Origin of the sequence: Pseudomonas sp. S150 (genome assembly GCF_004526365.1) — a bacterium.
In the GTDB taxonomy this organism is placed as follows: Bacteria; Pseudomonadota; Gammaproteobacteria; order Pseudomonadales; family Pseudomonadaceae; genus Aquipseudomonas; species Aquipseudomonas putida_A.
This window is the reverse complement of sequence record NZ_CP038207.1, coordinates 3,588,234-3,600,756: the sequence shown is the minus strand read 5'-3', so window position 1 is coordinate 3,600,756 and position 12,523 is coordinate 3,588,234. Positions and strand designations below refer to the sequence as shown.

At 61.7% G+C, this 12,523-nt stretch carries 11 protein-coding genes; 8 read left to right on the top strand and 3 right to left on the bottom strand.

Annotated features, from left to right (window positions below):
* Positions 1 to 137: 137 nt before the first annotated feature.
* The gene (locus E3Z29_RS16505) at positions 138 to 911 is read right to left on the bottom strand and encodes a class I SAM-dependent methyltransferase (protein ID WP_134786331.1); all 774 of its coding nucleotides are present in this window, start codon (positions 909 to 911) and stop codon (positions 138 to 140) included.
* A gap of 175 nt (positions 912 to 1,086) precedes the next feature.
* Here E3Z29_RS16505 and E3Z29_RS16500 point away from each other — a divergent pair, with 175 nt between their 5' ends.
* The 4 genes from E3Z29_RS16500 (at position 1,087) to pncA (ending at position 3,600) form a co-directional block, all read left to right on the top strand.
* Positions 1,087 to 1,620 (top strand): tetratricopeptide repeat protein, encoded by a 534-nt coding sequence (locus tag E3Z29_RS16500; protein WP_027611978.1) that lies wholly within the window; start codon positions 1,087 to 1,089, stop codon positions 1,618 to 1,620.
* A gap of 90 nt (positions 1,621 to 1,710) precedes the next feature.
* Positions 1,711 to 2,169 carry a sigma-70 family RNA polymerase sigma factor gene (locus E3Z29_RS16495; protein ID WP_245223462.1) on the top strand — a complete coding sequence of 153 codons (459 nt, stop codon included), beginning with the start codon at positions 1,711 to 1,713 and terminating at the stop codon, positions 2,167 to 2,169.
* Positions 2,166 to 2,924 carry an anti-sigma factor gene (locus E3Z29_RS16490; protein WP_134786330.1) on the top strand — a complete coding sequence of 253 codons (759 nt, stop codon included), beginning with the start codon at positions 2,166 to 2,168 and terminating at the stop codon, positions 2,922 to 2,924. The genes E3Z29_RS16495 and E3Z29_RS16490 overlap by 4 nt, the downstream gene beginning before the upstream one ends.
* A gap of 49 nt (positions 2,925 to 2,973) precedes the next feature.
* Complete coding sequence (gene pncA / locus E3Z29_RS16485) at positions 2,974 to 3,600, top strand: bifunctional nicotinamidase/pyrazinamidase (RefSeq protein ID WP_098963969.1); 627 nt, start codon at positions 2,974 to 2,976, stop codon at positions 3,598 to 3,600.
* Between the two features lie 113 nt (positions 3,601 to 3,713).
* Here the strand turns inward: pncA and E3Z29_RS16480 are convergent, their stop codons facing one another.
* Positions 3,714 to 5,015 carry an ATP-binding protein gene (locus E3Z29_RS16480; RefSeq protein ID WP_027611982.1) on the bottom strand — a complete coding sequence of 434 codons (1,302 nt, stop codon included), beginning with the start codon at positions 5,013 to 5,015 and terminating at the stop codon, positions 3,714 to 3,716.
* A 4-nt stretch (positions 5,016 to 5,019) separates the two neighbouring features.
* Entirely contained in the window at positions 5,020 to 5,721 is a 702-nt protein-coding gene (locus E3Z29_RS16475; protein ID WP_003224662.1) for a response regulator transcription factor, read from the bottom strand.
* Positions 5,722 to 5,996: 275 nt separating this feature from the next.
* On the opposite strand from E3Z29_RS16475, the gene E3Z29_RS16470 reads away from it, so the two are divergent.
* From E3Z29_RS16470 to E3Z29_RS16455, 4 genes are all read left to right on the top strand, one after another.
* The gene (locus tag E3Z29_RS16470; protein WP_134786329.1) at positions 5,997 to 7,154 is read left to right on the top strand and encodes an efflux RND transporter periplasmic adaptor subunit; all 1,158 of its coding nucleotides are present in this window, start codon (positions 5,997 to 5,999) and stop codon (positions 7,152 to 7,154) included.
* 15 nt (positions 7,155 to 7,169) lie between these two features.
* Positions 7,170 to 10,268 (top strand): efflux RND transporter permease subunit, encoded by a 3,099-nt coding sequence (locus tag E3Z29_RS16465; RefSeq protein ID WP_134786328.1) that lies wholly within the window; start codon positions 7,170 to 7,172, stop codon positions 10,266 to 10,268.
* A gap of 371 nt (positions 10,269 to 10,639) precedes the next feature.
* A complete protein-coding gene (locus E3Z29_RS16460; RefSeq protein WP_027611985.1) occupies positions 10,640 to 11,281 on the top strand; it encodes a DUF1345 domain-containing protein in 642 nt (213 codons plus the stop codon).
* A 165-nt stretch (positions 11,282 to 11,446) separates the two neighbouring features.
* Positions 11,447 to 12,472 (top strand): LacI family DNA-binding transcriptional regulator, encoded by a 1,026-nt coding sequence (locus E3Z29_RS16455; RefSeq protein ID WP_134786327.1) that lies wholly within the window; start codon positions 11,447 to 11,449, stop codon positions 12,470 to 12,472.
* Positions 12,473 to 12,523 lie beyond the last annotated feature (51 nt).

The window sequence follows — 12,523 nt, the reverse complement described above, 5'->3', positions numbered from 1 at the left end:
GCTTCGAGAAATGGGGTGACAGGGCTGGCCTCTTCGCGAGCAAGCCCGCTCCCACAGGGTCAGGTTTGATCACAGACTTTGTGATCCACCCAAGACCTGTGGGAGCGTGGCTTGCCCGCGATAGGCTCACCGCCGATCTAACTAACCTTCACTGCCACATACGCCGCCGTCTCATAAGGCACCGTCAGCACATGCCGCCCACGCAACGCCGGCTCCGAGGCAATCAACGCGCGAATCTGCTCATCAACCTTGTCGCGCTGCGCCTGCGGCAAGGCCGCAATGAAACTGGTGGAGCGCACCCGATTGAAGATCACGTCCTCGGGCGAGCCGGTGTGCCCATGATGAAACTGCTGCAACTGCAACGGCCCGAACGCCGGATGCGGAAACGCCTGACGCCACTGGCCGGTGTAGTAACGCGGCGTGTCCCCCTCCAGCGCATTCACGATAGCGTCGAGTTTCGGCACCCAGCTGACCTGTGTATCGCGCAGGTTCCAGATCAGCCCGAGTCTGCCGCCAGGCTTGAGTACGCGGGCGATTTCCGTCAGGGCTTCCGGGGTGGCGAACCAATGGAACGCCTGCGCGCAGACCACTGCATCCACCGACGCGTCAGGCAGAGGCAGATCGGTCGCGGTACCGCTCACCGCCAACACCTGCGGCCAGGCCGCGGAAAGTTTTTCCAGCATCTGCGCCACCGGTTCCACGGCGATCACCTGCGCGTCAGTGGCCGCCAGCCGGCCGGTGAACTTGCCGGTACCGGCACCCAGATCGATGACGGTCTTGTGACTGTCCAGACCCAACGTCTGGGTCAGCCACTGACTGACCTGCGGCGGATAGTCCGGGCGGCCCTTAATGTAGGTGTCAGCGGCAGTCTTGTAGCCGGCAGCAGCGGAATGATGGACCTGATCTTTCATGGCAGTTCCTCGTGTGTCAGCGCCGGGGCATGGCAAAGCGCTGGATGGACGGCAGGCGTAGTCGAGCATAACCCCGCGATTTGCGCGTACCTTGAACAGAGCCTGACAAAGCAATGAATAAAATGCCGGGCTGTGGTGTTCAAAGTGAAACATAACCCTCTGTGGAGCCTTGCCCATGACTATCCGTTCCGTTATGTTCGCCGCCCCGTTGCTGCTGGTCACCGTGTTGTCCGCATCGATGGCGTTTGCCAACGGTGATGAAAGCGCGCCCGTGCAGAAGCCCAACTGCCCCAAAGGCCAGGTCTGGGACAGCAAATCACAGAAATGTGTGCTGCAGACCAGCAGCGCCGTACGGGATGCCGATCGCACCGACTATGCCTACCGATTGGCCAAGGACGGTCGCTACGAAGAGGCCCTGGCCCTGCTCGACACCCTGCAACAACCGAACACCGCCAAAGCCCTCAACTATCGCGGTTACGCCACGCGAAAACTGGGGCGTACCGATGAAGGCATCGGCTATTACCTGCAATCGGTGAAACTCGATCCGCAGTACGCGCAAGTGCGTGAATACCTCGGCGAAGCCTATGTGATCAAAGGCCGCGTCGACCTGGCGCAGGAGCAATTGCAGCAGATCAAATCGATTTGCGGCACCGCCTGCGAGGAATACCAGGACCTGGCTGAAGCCATCAACGATTCATCGAAAACCTGACATAGATAAAGGAACGCCATCATCGTCAGCGATCAGGCATTCAGAGCGGAACTCGGACAGCATCTGGCGCGGCTGTGGCGCTACGGCCTGCTGCTGTCGCGCAATCGGCACGTGGCCGAGGATCTGGTGCAGGCCACGTGCGTGCGGGCGCTGGAGCGTGCCGGGCAATATGTCGCCGGCACGCGCATGGATCGCTGGTTGCTGAGCATCCTGCATTCGATCTGGCTCAACGAAGTGCGCGCCCGCCGGGTGCGTCAGGGCGCCGGTCAGGTCGATGCCGACGCGCAACTGGCCTTCGATGGCGAATACGCCGCGCAGACTCATGTGATGGCTGCGCAGGTGATCCGCCGGGTCGATGCGTTGCCGGAAACCCAGCGCGAAACCGTGTATCTGGCTTATGTCGAAGGCCTGTCCTACCGTGAAGTCGCCGAGATCCTGCAGGTGCCGATCGGCACGGTGATGAGCCGTCTGGCCACCGCGCGCCTGAAACTGGCCGAATACCCGCCCCTGCAAGCCGTGCCGAAAACCACCGGAGGTGACCGCCCATGAACAAGCCCTCCGACGAACAACTGGTGGCCTACCTCGATGACGAGCTGGACCCCGCGTATCGCAGCCAGCTCGACAGCGCGATTGCCGACGATCCGTTGCTCAGCCTGCGCGTGCAATGGTTCGAACGCAGCAGCCTGCCGTACAAGGATGCCTATGACGAACTGGCGCAACAGGCACCGCTGGAACGTTTGCAGGCGCGCCTCGATGCCATCCCCGCCCCTCAGCAGCCAGGCCTGAGCCGACGCTGGTTCATCGGTGCGGCCGCCGCGAGTCTGCTGGCGGGCGGCGTGTTGGCCGATCGCCTGTTTCTCGCCTGGCAAACGCAGCAAACGCATAACTGGCGCGCCCTGGTGGGCGACTACATGGCACTGTATGTGCCGCAAACCCTCGATCACCTGCCCAGTGACGAAGCCAGCCAGCGCGCGCAACTGCGTGCGGTGGATGCACGATTGGGGCTGAGTCTGTCGCCGGCACTGGTGAGGTTACCGGGCGCCGAACTCAAACGTGCACAAATGCTCGAGTACGACGGTGTGCCGATTGCGCAACTGACCTATCTCGATGCGAAACACGGGCCGCTGGCCTTGTGCGTGACTCGCTCCAACAGTGGCAGCCAGCCTTTGGCGCACGAACGGCGCCACGAAATGAACGTGGTGTACTGGACCGAAGGTGAGCATGCGTGGATGTTGATCGGGCACAACCCGGCGCCGGCGCTGGAAGACCTGGCAAAACACCTGGTCGACAAGCTGGGCGCGTGAGTGCCGCTCCACTATGCTGAGCGGGTGATTATCCAAGGAGGAAGCCCCGATGCAGATTTCACCCCGCACCGCCCTGCTGGTCATTGACGTGCAGAACGACTTCATCCCCGGCGGCCAGTTGGCCGTGCCCGAAGGCGATCAGATCGTGCCGCTGATCAATCGCCTCGGTGGCCTGTTCAAACAGGTGGTGATTGCCCAGGACTGGCACCCGAGCGGCCACGCGTCCTTTGCCTCAAGCCACCCCGGACACCAGCCTTACGAGGTAATTCAGTTGCCCTACGGCGAGCAGGTACTCTGGCCGGAGCATTGTGTGCAAGGCACTGCCGGCGCCGAGTTTCACCCCGAGCTGAACCTGCCGCACGCGCAACTGATCATCCGCAAGGGCTGTAATCCGGACATCGACAGCTATTCGGCGTTTCTCGAGGCGGACCGGCGCACCACCACCGGTCTGGCCGGTTATCTGAAGGAGCGCGGTATCGACACGGTGTACATGGTCGGTCTGGCGCTGGATTTCTGCGTAATGTTTTCTGCGCTGGATGCACGGGCGGCGGGGTTCAACGCGTTCGTGGTGCTGGATGCCTGTCGTGCCATTGACAGGGATGGGTCACTGGCAGCGGCGATGGAGCGGATGCAGACGGCCGGGGTTGGCTTGATTCAGTCGAACCAACTGATCTGACCAACACAAACCCCCTGTGGGAGCGGGCTTGCTCGCGAAAGCGGTGTGTCAGATTAACTTATGTCGACTGACACTCCGCCTTCGCGAGCAAGCCCGCTCCCACGGGTTTCGGGTCAAGTCATGTCAGGCAACCACAACCTGAACCGCGCCCCACCCAGCGGCGAACTTTCAACCGTCAAGGTCCCGCCCTGCGCCTCCAGCGCCCGACGGCTGATGGCCAAGCCCAGACCAAAGCCGCCGGTAGCCCGATCACGACTGCGATCAAGTCGATAAAACGGTTCGAAAATCCGCTCACGCTCATCATCCGGGATGCCAATGCCATCGTCGTCGACCCAGATCTCGCAACCATCGGGGCTGACCTGCACGCCAATCTGAATGCGTTTTTCGCAATAGCGCATGGCATTGCGCAGCAGGTTCTGGATCGCCCGGGCGGTCAGGCGCGGATCCAGCGTGAAACGTTCGAGCTGACCGTGCAGCAGCACGTCGATGACGATGTCCGGCGAGTCCAGTTCTTCATCGACACTGCCCAGAATGCTGTCGATGAACTCATCCAGCGAAACCTCGACCTGTTCCGGCAACTGCGCCGGGTTCTGCAGGCGGCTGTAGGACAGCAGTTCCAGCACCAGCTCATCCAGTTCCCGAATGTGTGCGACCAGTCCTTGCAGGCGCTCGCGACTGGTCGCCGGCAAATCATCGGACAGCGCCAGGGCCAGACCGAAGTCCAGACGGGTCAGCGGCGTGCGCAATTCGTGGGACACCGCATTCAGCAGGTCGCGCTGCTGATTGAGCAGATTTTCGATATCGCCGGCCATGGTATCGAACACGTTGGCCAGGCTGCCGATGTTGGAGCTGGCGGGGATCTGCGTGCGCTCGTTCAGGTGGCCCTTGCCGAAGCGTTCGGCGGCGCCCTTGAGGCGTTCAAGATCGCGCCAGTGCGGACGAATCCACAGCAGCAGGCAGGCGAGCATGCTCGCGCCGATCAGCACGTTGATGCTCCAGTACAACAGATTGACGTCCAGCGGATCCGGCGGCACCACCATCTGCACGGCAACGTCATCGTTCAGCGGCGTGACCGCCAAGGTGCGCCATCCCCAATCGCCGATACGCACCACGTTTTCCCCGGCGCGCAAGCGCACTTGCTCGGGGGCGGTGAACCCGGCGTCGTCGATGCGCGCCAGTGCGATGTGCAGCGGCTGGAAGTCCTTGTCCATCGATTGCGCCAGTGCCGGCCACTGATCCTGCGGCACCGCGTGAAACTGCCGGGTGATCAGCGATTGCAGGCCGCGCGAGTAGTCGAGGTTGTAGGTGATGAAGCGCTCGCGGAACGCCATGATCACCAGATCCGGCACCAGATAGATCGCCGCGCTGTAGGAGACGATCGTCACCAGATACAGGCGAAACAGGATTCTGAACATCAGCTCAGCATTCCCATTCGGAACGGCTGAACAGGTAACCCTTGCCCCATACCGTCTTGATCTTGCGCGCCTCGCCCGCATGGTCGTCGAACTTGCGCCGCAGCTTGGAAATCGCCACGTCCACCGAGCGGTCGGTGCCGTTGAACTCGATGCCGCGCAGGCGTTGCAGGATCTGATCGCGGCTCAGCACTTCCCCGGCATGCCGGGCCAGCACCACCAGCAAATTGTATTCGCCGCTGGACAGTTCCACCGGTTGCTCGCGCCAGGTCACGGTGCGCTCGGACAGGTCGATGCACAGATTGCCCATGACGATGCGGTCATTGACCGTCATCGGTTCACCGAGGCTGCTGCGCCGCAGCAACGTACGCACCCGGGCCAGCAGAACCCGTGGCTCGCAGGGTTTGGTGACGTAATCGTCGGCGCCCATTTCCAGGCCCAGCACCTGATCGTGACTGTCGTCGCGAGCGGTCAACATCAGGATCGGCAGCGTCGCCGAATCGGCCCGCAGCAAGCGGCAGACCTGCAGGCCGTCGAGACCGGGCAGCATCAGGTCGAGGATCACCAGATCCGGCGGATTGATCCGTGCCCGCTCGCGCACGTGGTCACCACGGCCGATCACGCTGACGGAATAGCCGTTGCGCTCCAGGTAGCTGGAAATCAGTTCGGCGAGGGCGGTGTCGTCTTCGACCAGGAGGATGTTGGGCATGGGGTGTTCCAGGAAAGTGCTGTGGCGACTGTTTGGGCCTCATCGCGAGCAGGCTCACTCCTACAAGGTTCGTGTCTGACACAGTTCCAATGTAGGAGTGAGCCTGCTCGCGATGGCGGTTTATCTGTCGCAATAAATTTCAAGGCGTAAAGGATATACGCCCTCGCCCGTCCCTGAGTAAAACCCTTACACAATTTCACACAGCGCCTACAAAGCTTCACCGCTACCCTCGGCGTCTGGCCTTAGGATGCGGGCTTCAATATTGGGGGTGGTACATGTCAAAAAATCTTCTGGCCGGGCTCGGCCTGATCGCCGCTGCGCTGTTGCTGAGCGCCTGTGATTCGTCCTCGAAGGCCGAAGAAGAAGCGCCGCCAGCTACCGTGCGCATCGAGACCATCGAGGCCCGCCCCCTGTCGATCAGCAGCGAACTGAGCGGGCGTATCGCCGCCCCGCGCATCGCTGAAGTGCGTGCCCGAGTGGCCGGGGTGGTGTTGCAACGGACCTTCCGTGAAGGCAGCGACGTGAAAAAGGGTGACGTGCTGTTTCGCATCGACCCGGCACCGTTCAAGGCTGATCTCGATAGCGCCGAAGCCGCGTTGCGCAAGGCCGAGGCCAATGCCTTCCAGGCCAGGCTGCAGGAACAACGCTACGCGCAGTTGATCGACGACAAGGCCATCAGCGCTCAGGATTACGACAACGCCCGCGCCAATGCCCGGCAAACCGCCGCCGATGTGGCGGCCAATAAAGCTGCAGTGGAACGCGCGAAGCTGAACCTCGGCTACGCCACCGTCACCGCGCCGATTTCCGGGCGGGTCGGCCGTGCATTGGTCACTGAAGGTGCGCTGGTCGGGCAGAACGAAACCACGCCGCTGGCGCTGATTCAGCAGCTCAACCCGATCTACGCCGACCTTACTCAGTCGACCCGTGAACTCAACGAACTGCGTCGCGCGCTCCGTTCCGGGCAGTTGCAGGCAGTCGGTCAGGATCAGGTCAAGGCCACGCTGATTCAGGATGACGGCAGCCTCTATCCGTTGCCGGGTAAATTGCTGTTCAGCGACATCAGCGTCGATCCGGGCACCGGCCAGATCATTCTGCGCAGCGAGTTCCCCAATCCCGATCTCGACCTGCTGCCGGGCAGCTTCATCCGTGTACGTCTGCAACAAGCCACCGTACAGAACGGCATCACCGTGCCGCAACGTGCGGTGCAGCGTGACAGCGCGGGTATCGCCCAGGTGCTGACCGTCGACGAGCAGATGCGCGTCGCCCAGCAGCCGGTGCAACTGGGCGCGGTGCAGAACGACCGCTGGATCGTCACCGGCGGCCTCAAGCCCGGCGACCGCATTGTCATCGAAGGCCTGCAACACGCCCGTCCAGGCGAAAAAGTGCAGATCGACGACACCCCTCTTCCACTTGCCCAGACCTCTGGTCAGTAAGCAGGACGCTTTCATATGCCGCAGTTCTTTATCGATCGCCCGGTGTTCGCCTGGGTTGTCGCCCTGTTCATCCTGTTGGCCGGTGCGCTGGCCATTCCGCAATTGCCGGTGGCGCAGTACCCCGATGTCGCGCCGCCACAGATCGAAATCTACGCGGTGTACCCTGGCGCCTCGGCGCAGACCGTCGATGAAAGCGTGGTCAGCCTGATCGAAGAAGAACTCAACGGCGCCGATCACCTGCTGTACTTCGAATCGCAGAGCAGCCTCGGCAGCGCGACGATCAAAGCGACGTTCCAGCCGGGCACTAACCCGGAACTGGCGCAGGTCGATGTGCAGAACCGCCTCAAAGTGGTCGAGTCGCGCCTGCCGCAGGCAGTCAATCAGCAAGGCCTGCAGGTGGAGAAAGTCTCTGCCGGCTTCCTGCTGCTGATCACCCTGACCTCCAGCGACGGCAAGCTCGATGACGTAGCGCTCAGTGATTATCTGGCGCGCAACGTGATGAACGAGATCAAACGCATCGACGGCGTCGGCAAGGCGCAGCTGTATGGCGCCGAACGGGCGATGCGGATCTGGATCGATCCGCAGAAGCTGATCGGTTTCAACCTGACCCCGGCTGACGTCAACGCCGCCATCGTCGCGCAAAACGCCCAGGTTTCGGCGGGCAGTATTGGCGACTTGCCCAACCCATCCTCGCAGGAAATCACCGCGACCATTCTGGTCAAGGGGCAGTTGTCGACGCCGGAAGAGTTCGCCGACATCGTGCTCAAGGCCAATCCGGACGGCTCCACCGTGCGCATCGGCGATGTGGCACGGGTCGAAGTCGGCAGTCAGGAATACCAGTTCGGCACGCGCCTGAACGGCAAGCCGTCCACCGCCGTCGGCGTGCAGTTGGCGCCTGGGGCCAATGCGCTGGCGACCGCCACATTGATCCGGGCGAAGATGGACGAGCTGTCGCGCTACTTCCCGGCCGGCGTCGAATACAAAATTCCGTACGACACCTCACCGTTCGTCAAAGTCTCGATCACCAAGGTTGTCTACACCCTCGGTGAAGCGATGCTGCTGGTGTTTGCGGTGATGTTCCTGTTCCTGCAGAACATCCGCTACACACTGATCCCGACGCTGGTGGTGCCGGTGGCGTTGATGGGCACCTTCGCCACCATGCTCGCGCTGGGTTTCTCGATCAACGTACTGACCATGTTCGGCATGGTCCTGGCGATCGGCATTCTGGTGGACGATGCTATTGTCGTGGTGGAAAACGTCGAGCGCATCATGGCCACTGAAGGCCTGTCGCCGAAAGAAGCGACGCGCAAGGCGATGAAGCAGATTACCGGGGCGATCATCGGCATTACCCTGGTGCTGGTGGCGGTGTTCATCCCGATGGCATTCATGCAGGGTTCGGTGGGCGTGATTTACCGACAGTTCTCGCTGTCGATGGCGACCTCGATTCTGTTCTCGGCGTTTCTGGCCCTGACGCTGACGCCTGCACTGTGCGCCACGCTGCTCAAGCCAATTGCCAAGGGCGAGCACCACGAGAAAAGCGGATTCTTCGGCTGGTTCAACCGCCGCTTCGAGCAACTGACCGATCGCTATCAAGGCTGGGTCGGCTACGCGCTGAAGCGCAGCGGGCGTTATCTGCTGATCTACGGCGTGCTGCTGATCGGCATGGGGTTGTGCTTTGCGCGTCTGCCCTCCTCGTTCCTGCCGGTTGAGGATCAGGGTTACACCATCACCGATATTCAACTGCCACCCGGGGCCACCAAGAACCGTACGGTGCAAGTCGCCGAGCAGCTTGAAGCGCATAACGCTGGCGAGCCCGGTATCAGTGACAGTGTGGTGATTCTCGGATTCAGCTTCTCTGGTAGCGGGCAGAACGCGGCGCTGGCCTTTTCCACGCTGAAGGATTGGTCGCAGCGCAGCAGCGATGATGCGGCAAGCTCGATTGCCGACCGTGCCAACATCGCCCTGAGCCAGATCAAGGACGCCATGGCGTTCTCGGTATTGCCACCGCCCGTAGACGGCCTCGGCACGTCGAGCGGTTTCGAATTCCGTCTGCAGGATCGCGGCGGTCTCGGTCATGCGACATTGATGCAGGCGCGCACTGAACTGCTCGCCGCCGCCGAGAAAAGCCCGGTGCTGATGAACGTGCGCGAAAGCGCGCTGGCCGAAGCGCCGCAGGTACAACTGGAGGTAGACCGCAAGCAGGCCAATGCGCTGGGCGTGTCGTTCGCAGACATCGGCAGCATGTTGTCCACCGCCGTGGGTTCTTCCTACATCAACGACTTCCCCAATCAGGGGCGCATGCAGCGGGTGGTGGTGCAGGCCGAAGGCAATCAGCGCAGTCAGGTCGATGATCTGCTGAAAATGCACGTGCGCAACAATGCCGGGCACATGGTGCCGCTGTCGGCGTTCGTTCAGGCCAAGTGGACGCAAGGCCCGGCGCAACTGACCCGTTATAACGGTTATCCGGCGATTGCGATTTCCGGCGAACCGTCGCCGGGGCACAGTACCGGTGAAGCGATGGCGGAGATTGAACGCTTGGTCGCTCAGGGGCCGAAAGGTCTGGGTCAGGAATGGACCGGGCTGTCGTTGCAGGAACGTTTGTCCGGCAGTCAGGCGCCGATCCTGCTCGGTCTGTCGTTGCTGATCGTGTTCCTGTGCCTGGCGGCGCTGTACGAGAGCTGGTCGATTCCGACTTCGGTGCTGCTGGTGGTGCCGCTGGGTGTGCTCGGCGCAGTGCTGGCGGTGACCTTGCGCGGCATGCCCAACGACGTGTTCTTCAAGGTCGGGCTGATTACCATCATCGGTCTTTCGGCGAAGAACGCGATCCTGATCATCGAGTTCGCCAAGAGCCTGTACGACGAAGGTCATGACCTGATCGATGCGACGTTGCAAGCCGCGCGCCTGCGTCTGCGGCCGATCGTCATGACTTCGCTGGCGTTCATCCTCGGCGTGGTGCCGTTGGCCATCGCCACTGGCGCCAGTTCGGCGAGCCAGCAAGCTATCGGCACCGGAGTGATCGGCGGGATGATCACGGCGACGCTGGCGGTGATCTTCGTGCCGTTGTTCTTTGTGGTAGTGATGAAGCTCGTACGACGCTTCAGCAAACACCACTGATCCCTGTGGGAGCGGGCTTGCTCGCGAAGGCATCGTGTCAGTCAGCATTCATGTAGCTGACACACCGCTTTCGCGAGCAAGCCCGCTCCCACAAGGTCATCGAACAGTCACGTCAGTGGTCATCCGGTGATTTTCGTGCCGTTGTTCTTTGTGGTAGTGATGAAGCTCGTACAACGCCTCACTAAACACCACTGATCCCTGTGGGAGCGGGCTTGCTCGCGAAGGCGTCGTGTCAGTCAGTATTCATGTAGCTGACACACCGCTTTCGCGAGCAAGCCCGCTCCCACAAGGTCATTTGAGCAGTCAAGTCAGTGGTCATCCGAGACGTCGCTGGGCTAAGGTGTAAAAACATCCTGGCCCATCGAGTCCCCATGCGCTTTCTCGCCCGCACCCACCCTCGCCTGTCCGCCGCCGCTTTGGTCGGCCTTGCCACCGGCCTGCTGGTCCCTGCCGACTCCGTCGTCAGCAAAATCCTCATCGGCTGGAACGCCGGCGTCTGGACTTACCTGATCCTGATGTTCTGGCTCGCCACCCGGGCAAAGGCACCGGACGTCAAACGCATCGCCGTCGTCGAAGACGAGAATGCCGGACTGGTGCTGTTCGTGGTGTGCATCGCAGCATTGGCCAGCCTGGCCGCCATCACCCTGGAGTTGGCCGGCACCAAGGATCTGGATACCCATCACAAACTTCTGCATTACGCGTTCACCGCCGTCACCGTCGTAGGTTCCTGGCTGGTGATCGGGGTGATCTTCTGTGTGCACTACGCGCGCCTGTTTTACACCTGGGACGGCAAGGAACCGGCCCTGCGTTTCGCTGAAGGCCTGACCACGCCCAATTATTGGGACTTCCTGTATTTCTCCTTCACCATCGGCGTGGCGGTGCAGACTGCCGATGTCGGCGTGGCTACCCGCGATATTCGCAAGATCGTCCTGGCGCAATCATTGATCGGTTTTGTGTTCAACACCGCGATTCTGGGCTTTTCGATCAATATTGCTGCCGGCCTGTTTGGCTGAGCATTGCGCAGATACTTCAATAACGCTGAGCACCGCCCGTCGGCGCCAAGTTGAAGTACCACGCGCATTTACTTGACGGAGTGTCAGCATCTGGTGTTTCCTGAAACCGGTTTCATCGCCATCGCGGCGCATGAAACGAATAAATCCAATAATAGGTTTCAGACCGTGAACGACTTCTCCGCCGCCCAGCGCAGCCGCGTGACCATGCTTGATGTTGCCGAACGCGCCGGCGTATCCAAGGCCAGCGTCTCGCGCTTCATCGGCGACGACCGCGCCCTGCTCTCCGATGCCATCGCCCTGCGTATCGAGCAGGCGATCAGCGAGCTGGGTTACCGCCCGAACCAGATGGCCCGTGGCCTGAAACGCGGGCGCACGCGCCTGATCGGCATGCTGGTGGCCGATATCCGCAACCCTTATTCGATTGCCGTGATGCACGGGGTGGAAACCGCCTGCCGTGCGCACTGCTACAGCCTGGTGGTGTGCAACACCGACCGCGACGACGAGCAGGAGCGCCAGCATCTGGCGCTGTTGCGCTCGTACAACATCGAGGGGCTGATCGTGAACACCCTAGGCCATCACCGTGACGAACTCCACGAGTTGCACCGGGAAATGCCCTTGGTGCTGGTGGACCGCAAGGTCGATGGCCTCGACAGCGACATGGTCGGGCTGAACAATCCGCAAGCTGTTGAGATGGCGCTGAAGCACCTGGAACAGCGCGGCTATCGCGATGTGTTGCTGGTGACTGAGCCTTATGACGGCACCAGTTCGCGGATCGAGCGGGTCAGCAGTTTTCGGACGCAGATCGCCCAGCGCTCCGGGTTGACCGGGGCGGTGCTGGAAACCGGCGACGCACTCGCTACTCATCTTCAAATCTTTTTGGACACACCGGCGACCGGGCCGAAAGCACTGTTCTGCGCCAATGGCGTGGCAGCGCTGGCCTGTACCCTGGCCTTGCGCGAAATCGGTTGCCGATTGTTCGAGGATGTCGGGCTGATTGCCCTGGATGATCTGGATTGGTACCCGTTGGTCGGCAGCGGAATTACCGCCCTCGCCCAGCCCACAGCCGAGATTGGCGCGCGGGCGTTTGAGTGTTTGCTCAAGCGTTTGCGGGGGGATGTCGAGGTAGCGCGCAGAGTGGATTTTGCGCCGGTGCTGATTGAGCGCGGGTCTACCCGAGGATCTTTGCGGTGAATGTTATGGCGCCATCGCGAGCAGGCTCACTCCTACAGGGGGAACGCACTC

What these genes read in the sequence shown, in the direction of transcription:
- E3Z29_RS16505 (WP_134786331.1), bottom strand. Translation starts at nt 911, where the DNA reads ATGAAAGATCAGGTCCATCATTCCGCTGCTGCCGGCTACAAGACTGCC.
- E3Z29_RS16500 (WP_027611978.1), top strand. Translation starts at nt 1,087, where the DNA reads ATGACTATCCGTTCCGTTATGTTCGCCGCCCCGTTGCTGCTGGTCACC.
- E3Z29_RS16490 (WP_134786330.1), top strand. Translation starts at nt 2,166, where the DNA reads ATGAACAAGCCCTCCGACGAACAACTGGTGGCCTACCTCGATGACGAG.
- pncA (WP_098963969.1), top strand. Translation starts at nt 2,974, where the DNA reads ATGCAGATTTCACCCCGCACCGCCCTGCTGGTCATTGACGTGCAGAAC.
- E3Z29_RS16480 (WP_027611982.1), bottom strand. Translation starts at nt 5,015, where the DNA reads ATGTTCAGAATCCTGTTTCGCCTGTATCTGGTGACGATCGTCTCCTAC.
- E3Z29_RS16475 (WP_003224662.1), bottom strand. Translation starts at nt 5,721, where the DNA reads ATGCCCAACATCCTCCTGGTCGAAGACGACACCGCCCTCGCCGAACTG.
- E3Z29_RS16470 (WP_134786329.1), top strand. Translation starts at nt 5,997, where the DNA reads ATGTCAAAAAATCTTCTGGCCGGGCTCGGCCTGATCGCCGCTGCGCTG.
- E3Z29_RS16465 (WP_134786328.1), top strand. Translation starts at nt 7,170, where the DNA reads ATGCCGCAGTTCTTTATCGATCGCCCGGTGTTCGCCTGGGTTGTCGCC.
- E3Z29_RS16460 (WP_027611985.1), top strand. Translation starts at nt 10,640, where the DNA reads ATGCGCTTTCTCGCCCGCACCCACCCTCGCCTGTCCGCCGCCGCTTTG.